The following is a 19,646-nucleotide window of genomic DNA, read 5'->3' on the forward strand; positions in this document are numbered from 1 at the left end:
GACCTAGCGCGGTACCGGAACGGTGGCCAGGATGCTGCCCAGCACGCCGTCGACTAAGACACCGTCCATCTGTGCCTCCGGGCGCAGCGACACCCGGTGCCGCAGCGCCGGCAATGTGAGTGCCTGGACGTCGTCCGGCGTGACGAAGGGCCGCCCCGAGAGCCAGGCCCAGGCGCGGGAAGTGTTCAGCAGTGCCGTGGCGCCGCGCGGGGAGACACCAAGCTGGAACGACGGCGCACTCCGGGTTGCCCGGACCAGGTCCACGATGTAGCCGAGGACTTCGGGGGAGACCTCCACCTCGGCGACGGCGCGTCTGGCTGACTCCAGATCGGCAGCAGAGGCAACGGGACGGACTCCGGCGGCACCAAGGTTCCGGGGATCGAAACCGCCGCTGTGCCGGCGGATGATCTCAATTTCGTCGTCCCGCCCGGGCAGGTCCATGGTCAGCTTGAGCAGGAACCGGTCCAGCTGGGCCTCCGGCAGGGAATACGTGCCCTCGTACTCCACGGGATTGGAGGTGGCCGCCACAATGAACGGATCGGGCAGCGGACGAGACACTCCGTCCACTGACACCTGCCGCTCCTCCATGGCTTCCAACAGCGATGCCTGGGTCTTGGGCGGGGTGCGGTTGATTTCGTCCGCCAGCAGGATGTTGGTGAAAACAGGTCCTTCCCGGAAGGAGAATTCCGAAGTGCGGCCGTCATAGATCAGCGAGCCGGTGACATCTCCGGGCATGAGGTCAGGGGTGAACTGCACCCGCTTGGTATCCAGGGACAGGGCGGCGGAGAGGGAACGCACCAGCAGAGTTTTTGCGACGCCCGGAACCCCCTCCAGGAGCACATGCCCCCGCGCCAGCAGCGCAATGATCAGCCCCGTCACCGCGGCATCCTGGCCCACTACGGCCTTGGCCACTTCCCTGCGGACGTCAAGCAGGGCCTGGCGGACCGGATCGGTGCCCGGGTCAACATCCCGGCCGGCGTCCGGCCCTGAGGAAGCGGCCTGCTCCGCAACTCCGGCTCCCGGCGCTTCCCCGGTCCTGATTATTTTGGCACCGACCTGGGCCGTGGGTGACGGCGGGGCTCCCGGGGGCTGCGGCTGGTACTGCTGGCTCATGATGCGGAGACCTCTTCCTCTAGGGCTTGCAAATCCTGTGACCACTGAACAAGCGCGGCATCGCCTGCAGGCAGAGCCCCGTTCAACAGTGAATTAACCTCGTCCTCAGGCCGGCCGGTGGACGCGGCGACCGCCCGGACCACCGTGTCGGTGCTGCTTCCGGGCCCCAGCCGCAGCCGGGCGGCAAGGCGGGTGAGCGCGGCGGCGCGAAGTGTTTGGGCCGCGCGGTCCGTTGCACGGGCGTCCTGGTACAGCCGGGCGCGGCCTTCCGCCGTCTCTGCGGACCGTACCACCACGGGCATCGGTTCGGCGGCCAGAGGCCCCAACCGGCGTCCGCGCCAGAGCATCGCCAGTGCCGCCACGACGAGCAGCCACAGCAGCAGCGGATCCACCCATCCGGGCAGCAGCGTGCGGAAATCGGCAGGTGCCTCCGCGGGCGGCACATCCGAGACAGTGGGCAAAAACCAGACCAGGGTCTCGGTGGAACCCAGGGTGCGCAGCGCCAGTGCCGCATTGCCCCGGTTGGCGAGGGACTCATTGGCCAGCAGTGCGGAATTGCCCAGGACAATGACGCTGCCGTCGTCGTTGCCCGCGTACGATCCTGCCCCGGTACCGCCGTCGGAGGCGGGGAAACAGGTGACCGGCCCGCGGTAGGCCAAACCGCCGGCGTCGATGCTTTGGGCGGCGGAGGCGTCCGCAGCATCGCACTGCGCCTCCAAACCGGTGTCCTGCTCCGGCAGCACCCCGGCGGAGCGGATCTGCGGGGCGAGCTCGGTGAGCTGGACAAAGCCGGGTTCCACCAGCACCTGCCGACGGGCAAGGCCGTTCAACTCCGCGAGCTGGTCCGCCCCCAGGAAGCCGTTGGGGTCGTACAGAAACAGCGTTGACTGCCCGCCCCGGCGTTGGAGCATGTTAACGGCTTCCTGATAGGAGTCCGGCGCTTGAACGTCCACGCCCCGGTTGCCCAGGATCGTTGCCGCTGCCTGTGCACCGGCGGGGGCGGGGTTTGCGGGGGAGAGCGCTGTATCGTCATCGCCGGATCCCCCGAGGACGGCCAGGAGGACAACGAAGCACAGCACCAGGCCCAAAATGACCCACAGTCGCCACGCCCGCAGCCGGGTCCGCACGGTTTCGCTGAGCGTCGGACTGCGGTCCGGACCTGCCGGGGGTACCGGAACGGCTTCCGGGGGTGCGCTGCCCGCGTGCGGGGCGCTCACCGTGGCACCGCCAACGTGTTACGGGCCGGGGAGGGAACTGCGGGAGACAGGCGTTCCAGCAAAGCATCCAGAACGCCGGCCCGCTCCGCGTCACCGGAGGTGGCCGGCAGATGGCCGTACCGGACGTCGTCGAACCGCCGGGCCAGCCAGATGATTTCGTCCGAGGCTGAGGGGAAAGACCCGGCCAGGATCTGTCCCGCCTCTGCAGCCGTGCGGCCGGGACGGGGCTCGAGGACAACACGTTCCTCGGCCGAACGGATGATGGCACGCAGACGTTCGGTCACCGCCGTGTCCCATTCAGCGCGGGCGGCTGCCTCCTCGGCGAGCCTGCGGTGATCCACTGCGATCCGGACTTCGCCTGAGTCGAAAACCTCCCGGCGGCGCCGCGCATTCAACCGCGGGCGGACCAGGAACACCGCTGCGGCCAGCACCGCTGCCGCCCCGACAACCAGGAGAACCACGCCAACGGTGGGATCGAAACCGGCAATGCCGTTGAGGAGCTCGGTAAAGAAGTTGCCCACCCACCGCCAGAAACGCTCCAGCAGGGTGGGCTCGGCGGCCTGGTACACGGGCCGGGACAATTCCTGCTCGGCCCATTCCCGACCCTGATCCGCATCGGGAAGCACCGGGACCTCCCGCACCCCAAACCCCTGCACCGGCCCCGCCGCCCGCAGCATCATCCGCCGTAGCCCGTGCCGGGAGGTCCGCCGTAGGGTGCCGGTCCCGCTCCGGGCGGTGTTATTCCGCCGAAGCCGTCACCGGGCTTGCCGCTGTGCCGTCCGGGCACCAAATCCGGGGTGACCCCGGCAATCTCCTGCTCCTTCATCAGGGTGAGGTCAAAGCCCTCGCGCCGAATTCGGAGATCAACATACAGCAGCGAAGTCACCGCGGCCTGAAAGGCGTAACCGATGGCGCTGAAGAAGGTGGTGAGGGCCGCATTCAAGGCAAACAGCGCCACCACTGTTCCGGCATCTGTGCCGGAGCCGCTGCCAAAAGCTCCGGCAAGGCTGGTGATGAGGAGCACCGGAACGCTGATGACCGAGGAGATGATGGAGACCAGAATGGCCGTCAGCGCAAGGATCCCGAAAGAACGCCAGAAGTTGCGGTTGGTCAGCTGCCAGGAACGGCGAAGCGACGCGAAGATCCCCGCGGGTTCCAGGACCAGTGCCGCCGGAGCAAAGGCCAGCTTGACCCCCAGCCAGACGAACACGGCGATCAGGGCCAGGAAGCCCAGAATCAGGACAGGAACGCCCGCTGCGCCGAGGACACTTACCAGCAGTCCCACCAGCACACCGAAAACCGCGAGCCCGATAACGAAGGCCACGGTCAGCAGCAGCCCCATTCCTGCCAGCGCAAGCAGCCGGGAGCGGCAAAGCCTCCACGTTTGCGCGAAACCGGTCTTGAGATTCAGGATGGACCGCGCCAGGGGCACCACCAGCACTCCCTGCAACAGCAGGACTCCCACTACGGAGATAACACCCAAAAGGGACAAACCGGTCACGGACCAGGCAGCGTTCGACTCGACGGACTCAAAGTCGGTGTCGTCGAAGTCCGGACTGAACAAGGCATCGGGCACAAGGCTGCCGATAAACAGGTACGTCAGTAGTGAGATGACGGCCTGGATCAGCAGTGCCGTTCCGAACGTTGCGGCAGGGTTCTTCCGGCAGGCCTGGAAAGCACCGTCCAAAAGCTCGCCCAGGCCGAGAGGCCGCAGCGGAATGATGCCGGGTTTGGGCGGAGGCGTCCAGCCGCCCTGCGGCAGGGCGCCGGGGAACCCCCAGGGCTGGTTGGGCTGGTGGGGCGGGAAGCCGCCGGGCTGGTTCCACTGTGTGCCCGGCTGGTTCCACTGGTTCTGCTGCGGAGGCTGGTTCCACGGGTTTTGCGGCTGCGGGGGCTGGTTCCACTGCGGCGGCTGCCATTCCGGGGAGCCGCCCGGACGCGGCGCCGGCGGGATGCCGGGGATCCCGCCGTCGTCATTTTGCTCCCGCGGATCTCCGCCGCTGTGATTGTCCTGACCCAAGGTGTCCCCCCAAAAGAGTTGTTTGGCCTTATCCCACCATAGTTCCAGAGCAGTCCGGACAGCCCCTGTAGAAATAGCCGGAAACTCCGTCCCTTAGGATGATAGGGATATTGCCAGCTGTCGCGGTGTCCCGGGACGCACCCGGGGAACCACCTTTTCCGGACAGCGGGCTGAAGCGCGGTGCAGGCACCGGGCAGCCGGAAATTCGTCCGGCACCGCAACGATGGACCGGTGTGAGAAGTCATCCGGGGACAGGGAGATATGAAGGCACGCATTCTGGTCGTGGATGACGACGAAGCACTGGCCGAGATGATTGGCATTGTGCTCCGCAACGACGGGTTTGAGCCTGTCTTCTGCGCGGACGGCTCGAAGGCTCTAGAGGTCTTCCGCAGTTCCAAGCCGGATCTGGTCCTGCTGGACCTCATGCTGCCCGGCATTGACGGCATCGAGGTGTGCCGCCAAATCCGCGGTGAATCCGATGTTCCCATTGTCATGCTGACTGCGAAGTCTGACACGTCCGATGTTGTGCGCGGCCTGGAATCGGGCGCGGACGACTACGTGCCGAAGCCGTTCAAGCCGGCAGAGCTCGTGGCCCGCGTGCGTGCCCGCCTGCGTCCCGGCGACACGAAGTCCCCTGAAACGCTCAGCATCGGAGAAGTCACCATCGACGTCGCCGGACACGTAGTGACGCGCGGCACCGACATCATTTCGCTGACCCCGCTGGAATTTGACCTCCTGGTGGCCCTGGCCCGGAAACCCTGGCAGGTTTTCACCCGCGAAATGCTGCTGGAACAGGTGTGGGGTTACCGCCATGCCGCGGATACCCGGCTGGTCAACGTCCATGTGCAGCGGCTTCGTTCCAAGATCGAGCGCGACCCCGAAGCACCCGAGATAGTTCTGACGGTGCGTGGTGTCGGTTACAAAGCCGGTCAGAGCTAGGCGCTCGCGGACTGCGGTCCTGAAACATGACATCCTGCCGGTGGTACTGCGGACGCTTCGGCGTCTCCGCAACGGTTTGCGAAAAGCGACGTTCCACCGGGTTGCCCGCCTCTGGCGGCGTTCCATGCTGTTCAAGACTGTGGTCTCCACGCTGCTGCTGGTGACCCTTGCCTGCGGCGGCGTGGGTGCTTTCCTTTCCCACCAGATTGCCGGCGCGCTTTATGAAGAGCGGCAAAACCAGTTCCAGTCCGAAGCCACAGCCGGACTGATTTCGGCGAAGGAAAACTTCCGGACCACCGCGGCAACTGACCGTGAAGGCACTGAACGGCTCGTCTCGAACACCCTGTCGCTGCTGGAAGGGCAGGGCGCCGATGCACGGCGGCTGTACCTTCTCACGCCCCTGCCGGACCAGGAACAGAACCTGTTCGTCTCCCAAACGCTCGGAGAAGGCATCACCGCCGGCAGCATTCCGCTGGCCTTGAGCGAGTCCGTGAGCAGCATCAACGTCAACGAGGACCTGGACACCATCCACTGGTCCCCGCTCGCGCTCTCCCATGGGGAGCCCGGCCTGGCTTTTGGCACCAAGGTCACGCTGCCGCCGGACAGCGCCGAGTACGCGCTCTACCTGATTTACGATCTGTCGTCCATGCAGCACACTCTCGATGACATCCACCGCATCATGTGGATCGCCGGCGGGCTGCTCATGGTCATCATCGGAACCATCGCATGGCTGGTCACCAAGGCCGGTGTGGGCGCCGTCGGTGACGCCGCGGCGGTGTCTGAGAAACTGGCAAACGGTGAGCTGCAGGAACGCATGGTGGTCAAGGGCGAGGATGACGTGGCGCGTTTGGCTGCGTCCTTCAACCGCATGGCCGCCACCCTCCAGGACCAGATCACCCAGCTGGCCCAGCTCTCACGCATGCAGCAGGTCTTCGTTTCCGATGTTTCCCACGAACTGCGCACCCCGCTGACCACGGTGCGGATGGCTGCCGAAGTGCTCTACGACGCGCGGGACGGCTTCGATCCGATCAGCAAACGGTCCACAGAACTGCTTTACCACCAGGTCGAGCGCTTCCAGGCGCTGCTGGCGGACCTGCTGGAGATTTCCCGGTTCGACGCCGGTGCCGCGTCACCGGATCTGGAACCCACCGACATTTTCACCGTGGTGCGCGACGTCATCGACGCCACGGAACCGCTGGCCCTGAACATCGGGTCCGAAATCACGGTGGTCTCGAAGGAAGTCAGCTGCATGGTGGACGCTGATCCGCGGCGGATCGAGCGGATCATCCGCAACCTGGTGGTCAATGCCCTGGAACACGGCGAGGGGCAGCCCATCGAGATTGCCATCGGCTCCAACGTTGACGCCGTCGCGGTTGCCGTCCGCGACCACGGCATTGGCATGACCGACGACGAAGCCTCCCGGGTGTTCGACCGTTTCTGGCGTGCCGATCCGGCCCGTGCCCGGACCACGGGCGGCAGCGGACTTGGCCTCTCCATCGCCGTCGAGGACGCGCTGCTGCACGGCGGCCTGCTTCAAGCATGGGGGCGACCCGGAGACGGAGCCTGTTTCCGTCTCACGCTGCCCCGCCGGCACGGAGTTCCGTTCTCCGATTTCCCGGTGCCGCTGTCGCCGTACGACGGCGCCTCCGGGACCAGGGCACTGGCCGCACCTGCACCTGTCACACAGGAGATGAACGATGAAGGGTAACAGTCCGGCCCGCCAGCGGCCGTTCGCACGCCTGATCCTGATGGCAGCACTGGTACTGGCTGTGCTGTCCGGATGCTCGTCCATTCCCACCACAGGCCCGGTGGGAACAGCCTCTGCGGACAGTGACGGCAGTTCGCTGGTAGACACCTTTGCCGTGGCTCCGCGCGGCCCCGGCCAAGGCGGGGGAGAAACGCCGGAAGAAATCCTGCAGGGCTTCATCACTGCGGGAACGGGGGCCGCAGACGACTACAGTGTTGCCCGCGAGTTCCTCACCGACAGCCTCGCCGACACCTGGAACCCCACCGACCGTGTGCTGATCTACGGCGCGGATCCCAACATTGTGGCGGCGCGGGACGGCAACACCTACTCCATTCAGCTCGAAGTGGTGGGCGCCCTCGATGCCCGGGGAATCCGCACCGACAAGGCATCAGGCACCACGGAAACCCTCTCCGCCTCCATGGAGCAGGTGGACGGGCAATGGCGCATCAGCGCCATTCCGCACGGCATCATGATGTCCGAAGTCAATTTTTCCTGGCTGTTCCTTTCCCACAACCTGTACTTCTATTCGAGCAACTTTGAGTTCTGGGTGCCGGACACGCGCTGGTTCGTGCAGAAATCCGGAATCGCCGCCAATGTGGTCAAAGCAATGCTCGAGGGCCCGGCTCCCTACCTTCAGGGGGCCGTAAGCAGCGCATTCCCGGCGGGCACCGCGCTTGCCCGGGATGCTGTGCCTGTGGTCTCCGGGGTGGCCACCGTGGATCTTTCCGCGGACGTCCTGCAGGATTCCAGCGACCTGAACCGGCAGCAGATGGCCCTGCAGCTGCAGCAGAACCTGACCCACCTCAACAACGTGAATACTGTCAGCATGACCGTCAACCAGCGGGATGTGGATCTCGGCAAGGAAAGCGGCGCCCTGGTGGAGGCCGTGGCGGACCCCGAAGCGGGAAGCACACAGATAGCCGTTTACGAGAACGAACTGGCCTACTTCAAGGGAGTGGAACCACAGGCCATCGAGGGCATCCCGAGCGTGGCGGAGTATGGTCCCCGGGATCCGGCCCTGTCATTGGACCTGGCCACCATTGCGTTCCTCAACGCCGACCGGACCTCGTTGTTCCTGACGGGGCCCAATCAGGAGGTGCGAAAAGCGGCCGACGGCGCGTCCCTGACCGCGCCCAGCATTGATCCTGAAAAGTGGACCTGGACTGCCTCGAACGCCGGAACGGCCGCTCGAATCCTGGCCCTGCCGCCGGGCGGCGACGCAGACCAAATCCTGACGCTGTCCGTTCCGTGGCTGGACGAGGCAACCATTTCCGAGCTTCGGATCTCACGCGACGGTGCACGCGCGCTGCTGGTCACGAACTCCGGCGGCAGCAGCCACGTCCTGGTGGCCGGCGTTGTTCGGGATGCGGGAGGGGTTCCGAAAACCCTCACGACTCCGCTGGAACTCGCTGTTACCACCGAGTCAGGTTCGGGAATTCCGGCAACACAGCCGGTGGACCGCGCCAAGTGGGTCTCCGAGGATGCCATTGCAGTCCTGAAGACCTCTGCCGAAGGCCAGGTGACTCCGCTGATCCTCAGGCTCGGTGCGGATCCCGAGCCTCTGGCCGGTCTGACCGGGATTACCGGTCTGAGCGTCGGCAAGGGTGAGCAGGAAATCTACGTACAAACCCAAGCTGCAATGTACAAACGCATGGGTAACAGCTGGTACGAGGTGGGGGAGGGGCTGCTGGACCCGGCGTTCCCGGGGTAGGCGCTCCTGCACAGGCCGGCGCCCGTGCCGCTTATCCACTGCCGGCCGTTTCGCCCAGCTTCGGCGCAGATCCAGGCGGATGCTGGGCGGATGAGCGCGTTTTCCTGCTTTTCGGACCTGGCCCGCCGTGTGGACCGGTGGCGGCTTCAACCATGGGCAGCCTCGGTTGGAGCCGCGTGGGCAGACCTCCTGGCGGTGCTCCTGCCAACGTCCTGCGTGGTCTGCGAAACCGCGGATTGTTCACTCTGCCCCGGCTGCCGCCGCGTGGTCCGGCGCAGCGGAACGCGCCCCTACTATGCACAGGACGCAGCGGAACTGCTGCCCGGCAGGGAAAACTCGGCGGACAGCGCCCAGGGGTTGGAGGCCGATGAGCCGGCGCTGCTGCCCGTCATCGCTGCCGGCCGCTATGCCGGCAGCCTGGCGAGAGTGCTCCTTGCCTATAAGAATCACGGCCATACTGATCTCGCGGATGTGCTGCGTCCGATGCTCGCCGGTGCACTGCATCAAGCCGCGGCCGACGTCGGCGGCCTGATGGGCGGTGATAACACCGAGATCGTCCTGGTCCCGGTCCCCGCAACGGGGCGTGCGCGCCGCCGGCGGGGCTACAACCCGCTTGGCATGCTCCTCTCCACTCTCCAATCCAAGAGTCTCCTACCGGCCGGAACAGCCCTGGAACCTTTGGTCAGATTCAGAGGACGGCGTCCACGGGACCTTGTGCGTCCCTCCGCCCCGGCTGCGGCTGCCGGCGGGGTGCGAAGCCAAAAGACACTGGGACGCAGCGGGCGCCGCAGAAATGTTTACGGGACTATGACGGCCGGGGAGAAGGGGTCGCTGGCCGGAACACGATGCCTGGTAGTTGATGACGTCCTGACTACCGGGGCAACCATAGCGGAAGCCACTCGTGCGCTAAGGGCTGCTGGAGCGCGGGTTGAGGGCGCTGTTGTACTGGCTGCAACCACACCACCCTCATGTGACGCATCTAACACAGGGGAGGATCCTAATCCAGTTTCCGGCGTCTTAGGTAATCGGAATGTCCGGAGGTGAATAACGTCCGGCAGTGATCTAACGTGTTGGTATGGACAGCTTCAAGAAGCGGAGCTGTCCTGCGGCAGCGGTCGCAAGGGTTTTGGCAGCGGCCGTTGCTGTGTCACCGAAATCTATTGGAGGGCACCATGGAATTCATGATCAGCGGACGCAACGTTGCAGTATCCGACCGGTTCCGGGAGTATGCCGAAGAACGAATCGCCAAGGTGGAAAACCTGGCGAACAAGGTCCAGCGTGTTGATGCGCGCGTTACCAAGCAGCCCAACGTCCGTGAGGCCGACAGCTCTCTCACCGTGGAATTGACCGTTGTGGGCCGGGGACCCGTGGTACGGGCCGAAGCCACCTCCGGGGACAAATTCGCAGCCTTTGACCTTGCCTATGCCAAGCTCCTTGAACGCCTGCGCAGGGCCAGCGACCGCCGCAAGGTCCATCATGGCCGCCATACCCCGGTAGCAGTAAGGATTGCTACCGCAGACCTGGACACGGTCAGCACCAGCGAACCGCTCCATGTTCAGCTGGAAAAAACCGCCGCTGAGGCTGAAGCTTCGGCCGATGCCGTGACCGAAGAGAACGATGCCGCGGAAGCCGCGGATGACTGCCCTGTATTGATCCGGCGCAAGGTTTTCCCGGGTGCCCCCATGAGCCTTGACGATGCCGTGGACAACATGGAGCTGGTCGGCCACGATTTCTATCTCTTCGTGGATTCCGCCACCGGAGCACCTTCGGTCGTGTACCGGCGCCGCGGCTGGACCTACGGCGTGATTACGCTCGATTCCCGGTGCGCGGAGGGCGCTGAGGACATCAAGGAAGAAATTCGGCCTTACCGCGCGTCTGCCGGGTCTGCCAAGACCGCCTGACGTGGTGAGCGCCTGACAGGCGCTCACCACCGTAATGCAGCAAAAGGCCTCCGGAGCAGCTGGACGTTTTGACGGTCCACCGGCCCGGGGGTCTTTTGCTGCCGGCAGCAGGTTCCCGCCATGGACCTAGGATGGGGCGTATGAAAACCACCCTCACGCTCAGGCAGGCGCGGCTGGCAGCGCTTGGGGCGCAGGGGCTGGTCAGGCGGCGGCCGGAAAACCCTGCCGGCAGATCGGTTGAGCGGACGCTGCAGAGGCTGCAGCTGCTGCAGATCGACTCAGTGAACGTCCTTTCCCGAAGCCACTATCTACCCCTTTTCTCACGGCTTGGTCCCTATGACACCGCCATCCCCGACAGACTGGCCTCCCGGGCGCCGCGACGGATGGTGGAGTATTGGGCCCACGAGGCCAGCTATATCCGCCCCGAACTTTTCGCGGATCTGCGGGCGGTCCAGCGGCGCGTTTGGATGACGGCGCACTCTCTTCCCGCCGAGGTTCGGAACAGGCTCAGCGAAGAAATTATGGCGGTCCTCGACGGCGGTCCGCCTCTGACCTCCAGGGAGATTGCACTCAGGCTCGACGGAGGGAAAGCCAAGGACTCCGGCAACTGGGGCTGGAACTGGAGCGCGTCCAAGCGGGTGCTGGAGGACCTTTTCGCGGCCGGAACCATCAGCTCCGCCGGGCGTACGCAGCAGTTCGAGCGGCAGTACGCTCCCACGGCCTGCGTGCATCCCGCAGGAGAAGCTGCGCTGGAAGCCTCCGATCCGCAGGAAGCGGTGCTGCGTCTGACCGAGCTCGCGGCCCAGGCGCACGGCGTGGGCTCCGTGCGCTGTTTCGCCGATTATTTCCGGCTTCCGCAGCGCGCCACCGCCACCGCCGTCGCTGACCTTGTCCGGTCTGGGACACTGCACCCGGTGCAAGTGGCGGGCTGGAAAACGCCGGCCTACCTGCATGCAGACACCGCCATTCCGCGCCGCTCCGCAGCCCGTGCCCTTCTGAGTCCCTTCGATTCCCTGGTGTTTGAACGGAAACGGCTCGAGGCGCTCTTTGGCTTCCGCTACCGGCTGGAGATCTACACCCCGCTGCCCAAGCGCCGGTACGGCTACTATGTGCTGCCGTTCCTGCTGGGAGAGCAAATCGCGGCCCGGGTGGATCTGAAGGCGGACCGGGGGAGAAGGGTCCTGCTGGTGCAGGCTGCCCACCGGGAACCGGACGCACCGGCCCACACTGCCGTTGAGCTTGCCGCGGAACTACGTATGATGGCAGATTGGCTGGGGCTTGAGGACGTTATTGTAAAACCGTTGGGGAATCTTGCGGAGGAACTGAAACTGGCAGTATGCCGGGAATAGCCCCGCTGCGGGAATTCCGGCACCTTGCCAAACGTCTCTCACGTAGACTGGGGACGCCAGAATTAGGCAACACTAGATTGGGAGCAAATCAGTGGCATCACTACTCGAACGGGTTCTTCGTACAGGCGATAAGAAGACGCTGAAGACGCTGCGCAACTACGCCGATGCGATCAACGTGCTCGAGGACGAGTACAGGGGCATGTCCGACGCCGAACTCCGGGGGGAGACAGAACGCTTCAAGGAGCGGTACGCCGACGGAGAGAGTCTGGACGATCTGCTCCCGGAGGCTTTCGCCGCGGTGCGCGAAGCCGCGGGCCGGACCTTGGGAATGCGCCACTTCGATGTCCAGATGATGGGTGGTGCTGCACTGCACCTGGGCAACATTGCCGAAATGAAGACCGGTGAGGGTAAAACCCTCGTGGCAACGGCGCCTGCCTACCTGAACGCCCTGACCGGCCGCGGTGTCCACATTGTGACTGTCAACGACTATCTGGCCGAGTACCAGTCGGACCTGATGGGCCGTGTCTTCCGTTTCCTGGGCATGACCAGCGGCTGCATCCTGTCCAACCAGGACCCGGCCACCCGCCGCGAGCAGTACAACGCGGACATCACCTACGGAACCAACAATGAGTTTGGCTTCGACTATCTGCGCGACAACATGGCCTGGAGCGCTGCCGAGCTGGTTCAGCGCGGCCATCACTTCGCCATCGTCGACGAAGTTGACTCCATCCTCATTGATGAGGCCCGCACACCGCTGATCATCTCCGGTGCAGCGAGCGGTGACGTCAACCGCTGGTACACCGAGTTCTCCAAGGTGGTGCAGCGGCTGAAGCTGGACACCGACTATGAGGTGGATGAAAAGAAGCGCACGGTTGGTGTGCTCGAAGCCGGCATTGAGAAGGTCGAGGATTACCTCGGGATTTCCAACTTGTACGAGTCCGCCAACACGCCCCTGATCGGTTTCCTGAACAACGCCATCAAGGCGAAGGAACTGTTCAAGCGGGACAAGGACTACGTGGTCCTCAACGGTGAGGTGATGATCGTTGATGAGCACACCGGGCGTATCCTCGCGGGCCGCCGCTACAACGAAGGCATGCACCAGGCCATTGAGGCCAAAGAAGGCGTGGCCATCAAGGCCGAGAATCAGACACTGGCCACGGTGACGCTCCAGAACTACTTCCGGCTTTACGAAAAGCTCGCAGGCATGACCGGCACGGCCGAGACCGAAGCCGCCGAGTTCATGAGCACCTACAAGTTGGGCGTGGTGCCCATCCCGACCAACAAACCGATGTCCCGCATCGACCAGTCGGACCTGATCTACAAGAACGAAATCGCCAAGTTCGACGCCGTTGTCCAGGACATTGCCGAGCGCCATGCCGCGGGCCAGCCCGTGCTGGTGGGTACCACGAGCGTGGAGAAGAGCGAATACCTCTCCAAGCAGCTGGCCAAGGCAGGCATCCGCCATGAGGTCCTCAACGCCAAGAACCATGCGCGTGAAGCCGCAATTGTGGCACAGGCCGGACGCAAGGGCGCCGTCACCGTAGCGACCAACATGGCCGGCCGAGGCACCGACATCATGCTTGGCGGAAACGCTGAGTTCAATGCCATCGCCGAGCTGGAACGGCGCGGACTGGATCCGAATGAGAATCCGGACGAATACGAAGCCGCCTGGCCTGACGCCCTCGAAAAGGCGCGGGAAGCCGTGGCAACCGAGCAGCAGGAAGTCATCGACCTCGGGGGCCTGTACGTGCTCGGCACCGAGCGGCACGAGTCCCGGCGCATCGACAACCAGCTGCGCGGACGTTCCGGCCGCCAGGGAGACCCGGGGGAGTCACGCTTCTACCTTTCGCTCACTGATGACCTGATGCGCCTGTTCAACTCCGGTGCCGCGGAACGCATCATGAACAGTTCCTCGATGCCCGACGACGTCGCACTCGAGTCCAAGCTGGTTTCCAAAGCCATCCAGAACGCCCAGGGACAGGTCGAGGGACGCAACGCCGAGCAGCGCAAGAACGTCCTGAAGTACGACGACGTCCTCAACCGCCAGCGCGAAGCCATTTACGGCGACCGCCGCCGGATCCTGGAGGGCGATGACCTGCAGGAGAAAATCGGATTCTTCCTGGAGGATGTCGTGACTTCGATCGTCAACGAAGCCACTGCCGAAGGGCACGGCGACGATTGGGACTACGAGCAGCTGTGGACCAACCTCAAGACCCTCTACCCGGTCGGACTGACCATTGACGAGGTCATTGAGGAAGCCGGCGGACGCTCCAAGGTCACCCGCGAGTTCCTGCAGGAAGAGATTCTCTCCGACGCCAGGCTCGCCTACCAGGCGCGGGAAGAGGCATTGGGCGCACCGGCGATGCGTGAACTGGAACGCCGGGTGGTCCTGTCGGTAATTGGGCGCAAGTGGCAGGAACATCTCTACGAGATGGACTACCTGAAGGAAGGCATTGGCCTGCGGGCGATGGCCCAGCGTGATCCACTGGTGGAATACCAGCGCGAAGGGTTTGTCATGTTCCAGACGATGACCGAAGCGATCCGGGAGGAGAGCATCGGATACCTGTTCAATGCCGAGGTGAAGGTCAACCAGCCGTCAGCGGACGTTCCCGCAGCGCTGGCCGGGCTGAAGGATGGGCGGTCAGTGGTTGGCCAGCCGACCATCACCGCCGCCGGGCTGGAGGCTCCGCAGCGCCCCGCCAGTCTGCAGTTCTCAGCCCCGAACAGCGAGGGCGGAGTGGAAACCCGCGTGGAGCGGGCCACCTCGGACAAGCCGGGGAAGCCGGAAGGCCAGTCGCGGAAGGGCGGAAACTCCGCCCCGAAGAAGAACAAGCGCCGCAAATAGGTCCGAAAACCTCCGGCGGGCCGCTTAGGCGATCTCCAGGACGGTGATCTTCCAGAGTCCGCGCCGCAGCTCTATACGCAGAGCCGCGGCGCGGACTCTGTTTTGTTCTGCCGCTACGACAGATGCTTCGTAGACCCCCTCCGAAACAGGGCATAGCCGGCAGCAGCGGATCACAACCTGCCGGTGCAGGCGCAGCGGCGCGGGAGCGGGGGTTCCTCCCCGGGTGTTCCTGCGGCCCGCAAGCGCCGCTTCCCTGCTGCGAACGAGGTTAGCCCGCAGCTGAAGCCGTTCGTAACTTTCCGGATCCAGCCAGCGAACCATTTGCTGCAGCGGACGGGTTCCGCCAAGCACTTCCAGCGCGGCCTGGGTGACGGATCGTGCGATCGCGTCCACCCGTGCGTCATCAACCGGGTCGCTGTGCCAATGCTGCTGCTCCAAGGGTTCCGGAGCCGGCACTGCCTCGGAGCAGTCAGGCTGCGCGGCGGGGCGCGGACGCAGCTTGACCGGAGGCGCACCCAGCGGCGCATAGCCGGTAACGGGAATTCGGTGGACGGTGAGCGGACGGGGCGCGCCGGAAGCGGCAGCCAGTTCGCCGGCTTCTTCTTGGACGGGAAACGTGATCACGGTGGTCATGGAACTGTCCTTTCCTGCAGGCTGCTCCACGGAGCGGCAGTGATTGGATGTACGTAGAAACTGGTGGTTCACGCAACCGCGCTTGTTACTGCCGGGGAACTTCCGGGACTTCCGGAACTTCCAAAATTTGACCGGGAAGAATCAGGTCAGGATGATCACCGATGATCGTCCGGTTGAGCTCGTACCAGCGGGGCCAATGGGCAGCGATCTGGGTGTCAGTGGCGAGAGGGCCTAGCTGGGCCGCGGCCAGGCTCCACAGCGAATCGCCCACCTGGACTACGGCCTGCTCCGGGGCGTCAGACCGGCCCGGACGGATAAAAACGTTCTCTGCGGACGGCGCAGTTCGCGGCTTCCAGTGCGCAGAGGGCGGCTCGCCGCTCTGGTCTGCCTCCGCTGCAGCACTCAAACCGTCCGCCGGTTGCTGAGGGTCCGTTCCTGCGCGCAGCTGCGCGGTTGGTTCCCACTGTGGATGAACCGCAGCGTCACCCGGCCGCTGCAGTGCGGAGATGCTTTGCGGCGGGCTGGCGGGAGCGAAGGATTCAGCGGCAGCGGCTGCTCCCATCCCGGAAACGAGGTTCAGCCCGATCGCGGCTGCGGCCAGCCGTTTCATAAACGAGGGGGCCAGGGCCCCCGCGGCGGCTGCGGCTGCCGCGTGCCCCGCCTTGTGCAGTACTGCGGATACCACAGCCAGGATCATTCCCAGACTCCACCACAGGGCGACGACGAGGCCGAAGGCGGCGGCGGCGAATCCGGCGGCGTCCTGCAGGGAGGAAACGGAACCCCTGAACAGAGTTGCCGGGTCCGGCCGGGTTGCCAGTCCAGCCCAGATCAGAATTGCTGCCGCAGCCCCGACGGCGGCAAAAGTGAGCAGGTCCTTTCCATGGTTGCGCACAGCTGCCTTCCTTCCGCCGTCGCTGACCCGTTGGATGACCAGGTCAGCCGCTATCCGATGTTGTTTGATGTCATTTGGTGTTGTTTGATGCGGTTTGAACTCAGTAACTTCGTTTGGTGGGACTTGTCTACAGGTCCGGAAGCAGTGTGTCTAGGGTGATTTGGAGAATGTTTGTCGCGCTCTGCACTGGGTGACATCGATGAGAGCCGTTAGCCTGTGCACATGCGATGGGATGCCCTTTTTGCCGACATGGAGGCCCAACTGGCTTCCGCCCGGGATGCTGTCCAGGAATCCGAGGTTTCGGAACGGCTCCGGACGGACTTTGCCGGAATGGAGCTGTCGGGACGGCTGCAAAGCCAGATGGGCAGGCCGCTGAAAGTGGATCTTGGGCTTCCCGGATCCTTTCAGGGAGTACTGAGCCACGTGGGCCGCGGTTGGCTGGTCCTGGAAGGCGGCGGACGATCGTCCGTCATTGCCCTCGCTCACACGGTGTTCATCGCTGGAATGGATCGTTTCTCCACCTCCGGGGCACCCGTGCCCCGGTTAGGTCTCGCATCCGCGCTCAGGGGATTGTCCCGGGACCGTGCGTCGGTACGGGTCTATCCGGCAGGACAGCCGCCGGCTGCAGCCTTGGACGGCAGCGTGGACCGGGTGGGCAAGGACTTTTTTGAGCTGTCGCTAATACCCCGCGGAGAAGCGCGCAGGCAGGAAAACGTGCGGGGCGTTTACGTAGTGCCCCTGCAATCGGTCGCCGTCGTCTCTTCGTAAGGGCTACTGCTTGGCAGCCTGACCCTGGGACGCTTCCTCGCGAAGACCGGAAGCCGAACGGCGGTACGCGTCGGCAATGAATTCTTCGAGGACCCGTGATTCCACCCGCCACTGGCCCCGTCCTCCGATCTGGATGGCCGGCAACTCTCCGGAACGCACCAGGGCGTACGTCTGTGACGAGGATATGTTCAGCACCTCACCGACATCAGCCAGTGTCAGGAACCTCTTTTCATCCACGTTTCTACCTCTGTATTCCTCGGGCGCGTGTTCCTTTTCCAGAACGCTGCCATTAGTCTCCCATCTCCAACGCCGGGATGGGCAGGTTATCCACACTTTGAACTTTTCGCAGAAACACCGTGTTCTTCCACGGAATTGTGGTTAACAATGGCACCGATTGCCAATCCGGAGCTCTGCAGCCCGGATTCCGGTGCCACCAGGGGGAAGAATGAGTCTCGCAACAAGCATGCAGGCGTCCGCGCCGCGTCTGAAAAAACCGTCGTGGAAGGATCCCCGGCTTCTGCTGGGAATACTGCTGGTGCTTGCCTCAACGGCAGGAGTCGTTGGGCTTGTCGGTGCAGCGGACGAAACCACCGATGTGTTCGCCGTTGAGGAGGCGATCCCGCTGGGAACACGGGTCACCGCAGAGGACTTCGCGGTGGTACCGGTTCGGCTCGGCGAGGTTTCAGGGGCCTATCTGCCGGCGGCAGACGGCATTCCTGAAAACATGGTGGCTTCGTCCCTGCTGAGGAAGGGCGAACTGCTTTCCCGGGCGGACCTGGGCAAAGCGGATGAGCTGGACCGGAAGCCGGTGGGCCTTCGCATTGATGATCCGTTGCCGGCGGGAACCGAGGCGGGGTCGCGGGTCGATGTGTGGGTTTCCATGCCGGATGAACGAAACGGATTCAAAGAGCCCAAGCAGATCCTGACGGCAGCAGAAATCTCCGAGCTCAGCGTTGACGAATCCGTACTGGGAGCCAACCGCGCCATGCAGATACTGGTTCTCGTAGAGGATGACGACCTCCCGTCGCTGCTCAGCGCCCAGTCCAATGGCGCCAAGATTTCGGTGGTCCTCAACCCGGCTGCCGGGTCATGAATATTCCCGTCGTGACGGTGGGCAGCGGCGTCGGGAACCTTGTGCAGGACCTGGAACGGCTGCACGGGCCGGTCACCGTGGTGCGCCGCTGCGCCGAGCTGCCCGAACTGATTGCAGCGTGCCAGAGCGGGATAGCGCGGGCAGCCATCGTGTCCGACGACGCCGGAGAAGTCACTGCGGCACTGGCAGAGCGGCTGGCGGCATCGGGTGTGGCACTGCTGGTGCTGGCAGATGAGGAGGGTGCCCTGCGCCGCCTTGACGCACTGAACATCGTCCATGCACCAAGGGGCTCGGCGCCCGAGATGCTCTCTGACCTCGTCGCGGATGCAGTGGACCGGATGAAAGCCGGCGGCGGTTCTTCCGTTCCGGCCGATCCGGCGGCAGCTTTGGACACCTGGGCGGTGGAAGCCGACGGCGGGCGGAGCCGCAGCACGGGGACGGCGGAACGGGCACCGGGATACCGCGCGGCAGGGAACAACTGGGAAGACGGACAGGAAAGCGTGCCCGGCGGCGGCCGCGTGGACGGTTCGGTGATTGCAGTTTGGGGTCCGGCGGGAGCACCGGGCAGGACCATGCTTGCCGTCAACTTGGCAGCGGAGGCCGCGGCGGCAGGCAAAACCGTGCTCCTGATTGATGCGGATACCTACGGTTCCTCTGTTGCCGCACACCTTGGCCTTCTTGATGAATCCGCAGGGGTGGCCCAGGCCTGCCGTTTAGCGGATCAGGGACTTCTGGATGTTGATTCCCTGCTCCGCAGCACCCTCAGTGTGTCGATGAAGGGGGAGCGGCTGCTGGTGCTTACGGGCATCACCCGGTCTGACCGCTGGATCGAGCTGCGCCCCACGGCGCTGGGCCTGGTGGTGGAACAGGCACGAAAGGCAATGGATCTGATCGTCATCGACTGCGGGTTCAGCTTGGAGGCCGATGAAGAGCTGAGCTTCGACACCATGGCCCCGCGGCGGAACGGCGCCACGCTGCGGGCCCTTGAACTTGCTGACACCGTCTTTGCCGTCGGTTCAGCGGATTCAGTGGGGGTGCCCCGGCTCGTCCGGGCACTCACCGAATTGGAATCCGCTGTCCCCGGGGCGGCCCCAAAGGTCGTGCTGAACAAGGTCCGTGCTTCCTCCGTGGGGCGTTCCCCCGAGCGGCAGCTGCGTGATGCCTGGGAACGCTTCGGCCCGGGAACCCCTGTGACGGCTTTCCTCCCGGCAGAGTTCGCCACGGTTGATGCGGCGCTGCTGGCGGGATCGGCGCTGCTGGAAACGGCGCCCTCATCGCCGCTGCGACACGCGATAGCAGCGCTCGCCAACGTGCGGGTCTCCACTCGGCGGCGTGCCAGGAAGGCGGCGGCCGCGGCAAAGTGACCTTTTCTTTCTTGCGGGATAGGCTCGGGTAAGGCCATCCGCAAAGAAGCGGGT

18 protein-coding genes are annotated in these 19,646 nt (G+C 64.7%); 10 read left to right on the top strand and 8 right to left on the bottom strand.

The window, feature by feature from the left end:
- Positions 1 to 3: 3 nt before the first annotated feature.
- Genes CXQ89_RS05630 through CXQ89_RS18555 form a run of 4 tightly spaced genes read right to left on the bottom strand, consistent with a single transcriptional unit; the run spans position 4 to position 4,350 of the window.
- Positions 4 to 1,113, bottom strand: a complete 1,110-nt coding sequence (locus CXQ89_RS05630; protein WP_104160529.1) for a MoxR family ATPase — start codon at positions 1,111 to 1,113, stop codon at positions 4 to 6.
- A complete protein-coding gene (locus CXQ89_RS05635) occupies positions 1,110 to 2,330 on the bottom strand; it encodes a DUF4350 domain-containing protein (protein WP_104160530.1) in 1,221 nt (406 codons plus the stop codon). The genes CXQ89_RS05630 and CXQ89_RS05635 overlap by 4 nt, the downstream gene beginning before the upstream one ends.
- The gene (locus CXQ89_RS18550; RefSeq protein WP_219815560.1) at positions 2,327 to 2,971 is read right to left on the bottom strand and encodes a DUF4129 domain-containing protein; all 645 of its coding nucleotides are present in this window, start codon (positions 2,969 to 2,971) and stop codon (positions 2,327 to 2,329) included. The genes CXQ89_RS05635 and CXQ89_RS18550 overlap by 4 nt, the downstream gene beginning before the upstream one ends.
- 35 nt (positions 2,972 to 3,006) lie before the next feature.
- Positions 3,007 to 4,350, bottom strand: coding sequence for a glycerophosphoryl diester phosphodiesterase membrane domain-containing protein (locus CXQ89_RS18555; RefSeq protein ID WP_207347990.1), 1,344 nt, complete (start codon positions 4,348 to 4,350; stop codon positions 3,007 to 3,009).
- 261 nt (positions 4,351 to 4,611) lie between these two features.
- Here CXQ89_RS18555 and mtrA point away from each other — a divergent pair, with 261 nt between their 5' ends.
- The 3 genes from mtrA (at position 4,612) to CXQ89_RS05660 (ending at position 8,747) form a co-directional block, all read left to right on the top strand.
- On the top strand, positions 4,612 to 5,289 hold the full coding sequence (mtrA, locus tag CXQ89_RS05650; protein ID WP_104052552.1) for an MtrAB system response regulator MtrA: 678 nt from the start codon (positions 4,612 to 4,614) through the stop codon (positions 5,287 to 5,289).
- Between the two features lie 124 nt (positions 5,290 to 5,413).
- Positions 5,414 to 6,997 carry an MtrAB system histidine kinase MtrB gene (gene mtrB, locus CXQ89_RS05655; RefSeq protein ID WP_104052551.1) on the top strand — a complete coding sequence of 528 codons (1,584 nt, stop codon included), beginning with the start codon at positions 5,414 to 5,416 and terminating at the stop codon, positions 6,995 to 6,997.
- Positions 6,987 to 8,747 carry an LpqB family beta-propeller domain-containing protein gene (locus CXQ89_RS05660; RefSeq protein ID WP_104160532.1) on the top strand — a complete coding sequence of 587 codons (1,761 nt, stop codon included), beginning with the start codon at positions 6,987 to 6,989 and terminating at the stop codon, positions 8,745 to 8,747. The genes mtrB and CXQ89_RS05660 overlap by 11 nt, the downstream gene beginning before the upstream one ends.
- A gap of 240 nt (positions 8,748 to 8,987) precedes the next feature.
- Here CXQ89_RS05660 and CXQ89_RS18765 read toward each other — a convergent pair whose 3' ends face one another.
- Entirely contained in the window at positions 8,988 to 9,386 is a 399-nt protein-coding gene (locus CXQ89_RS18765; RefSeq protein WP_258059883.1) for a hypothetical protein, read from the bottom strand.
- Positions 9,387 to 9,554: 168 nt separating this feature from the next.
- Here CXQ89_RS18765 and CXQ89_RS19090 point away from each other — a divergent pair, with 168 nt between their 5' ends.
- From CXQ89_RS19090 to secA, 4 genes are all read left to right on the top strand, one after another.
- Complete coding sequence (locus CXQ89_RS19090) at positions 9,555 to 9,791, top strand: ComF family protein (RefSeq protein WP_374952975.1); 237 nt, start codon at positions 9,555 to 9,557, stop codon at positions 9,789 to 9,791.
- Positions 9,792 to 9,919: 128 nt separating this feature from the next.
- Complete coding sequence (gene hpf / locus CXQ89_RS05670) at positions 9,920 to 10,648, top strand: ribosome hibernation-promoting factor, HPF/YfiA family (protein WP_104052548.1); 729 nt, start codon at positions 9,920 to 9,922, stop codon at positions 10,646 to 10,648.
- A 140-nt stretch (positions 10,649 to 10,788) separates the two neighbouring features.
- On the top strand, positions 10,789 to 11,997 hold the full coding sequence (locus CXQ89_RS05675) for a winged helix-turn-helix domain-containing protein (protein ID WP_104160534.1): 1,209 nt from the start codon (positions 10,789 to 10,791) through the stop codon (positions 11,995 to 11,997).
- Between the two features lie 91 nt (positions 11,998 to 12,088).
- Positions 12,089 to 14,842 carry a preprotein translocase subunit SecA gene (secA, locus tag CXQ89_RS05680; protein ID WP_104052546.1) on the top strand — a complete coding sequence of 918 codons (2,754 nt, stop codon included), beginning with the start codon at positions 12,089 to 12,091 and terminating at the stop codon, positions 14,840 to 14,842.
- A gap of 24 nt (positions 14,843 to 14,866) precedes the next feature.
- Here the strand turns inward: secA and CXQ89_RS05685 are convergent, their stop codons facing one another.
- Both CXQ89_RS05685 and CXQ89_RS05690 read right to left on the bottom strand, forming a co-directional pair.
- Entirely contained in the window at positions 14,867 to 15,475 is a 609-nt protein-coding gene (locus tag CXQ89_RS05685) for an Rv3235 family protein (RefSeq protein ID WP_104052545.1), read from the bottom strand.
- A gap of 85 nt (positions 15,476 to 15,560) precedes the next feature.
- The gene (locus tag CXQ89_RS05690; protein WP_104160535.1) at positions 15,561 to 16,367 is read right to left on the bottom strand and encodes a LysM peptidoglycan-binding domain-containing protein; all 807 of its coding nucleotides are present in this window, start codon (positions 16,365 to 16,367) and stop codon (positions 15,561 to 15,563) included.
- 222 nt (positions 16,368 to 16,589) lie between these two features.
- On the opposite strand from CXQ89_RS05690, the gene CXQ89_RS05695 reads away from it, so the two are divergent.
- Positions 16,590 to 17,135: a hypothetical protein gene (locus CXQ89_RS05695; RefSeq protein WP_104052543.1), complete on the top strand. Its 546-nt coding sequence runs from the start codon at positions 16,590 to 16,592 to the stop codon at positions 17,133 to 17,135.
- Positions 17,136 to 17,138: 3 nt separating this feature from the next.
- Here the strand turns inward: CXQ89_RS05695 and CXQ89_RS05700 are convergent, their stop codons facing one another.
- A complete protein-coding gene (locus CXQ89_RS05700) occupies positions 17,139 to 17,372 on the bottom strand; it encodes a helix-turn-helix domain-containing protein (protein ID WP_104052542.1) in 234 nt (77 codons plus the stop codon).
- 208 nt (positions 17,373 to 17,580) lie between these two features.
- Between CXQ89_RS05700 and CXQ89_RS05705 the strand changes: the two genes are divergently transcribed.
- A complete protein-coding gene (locus tag CXQ89_RS05705; RefSeq protein ID WP_104052541.1) occupies positions 17,581 to 18,228 on the top strand; it encodes an SAF domain-containing protein in 648 nt (215 codons plus the stop codon).
- Entirely contained in the window at positions 18,225 to 19,592 is a 1,368-nt protein-coding gene (locus CXQ89_RS05710) for a chromosome partitioning protein (RefSeq protein WP_104160536.1), read from the top strand. Before CXQ89_RS05705 ends, CXQ89_RS05710 begins: the two co-directional genes overlap by 4 nt.
- The last annotated feature ends 54 nt before the right edge of the window (positions 19,593 to 19,646 follow it).

This window comes from Arthrobacter sp. ZGTC212 (assembly GCF_002929255.1).
Classification (GTDB): domain Bacteria; phylum Actinomycetota; class Actinomycetes; order Actinomycetales; family Micrococcaceae; genus Arthrobacter_B; species Arthrobacter_B sunyaminii.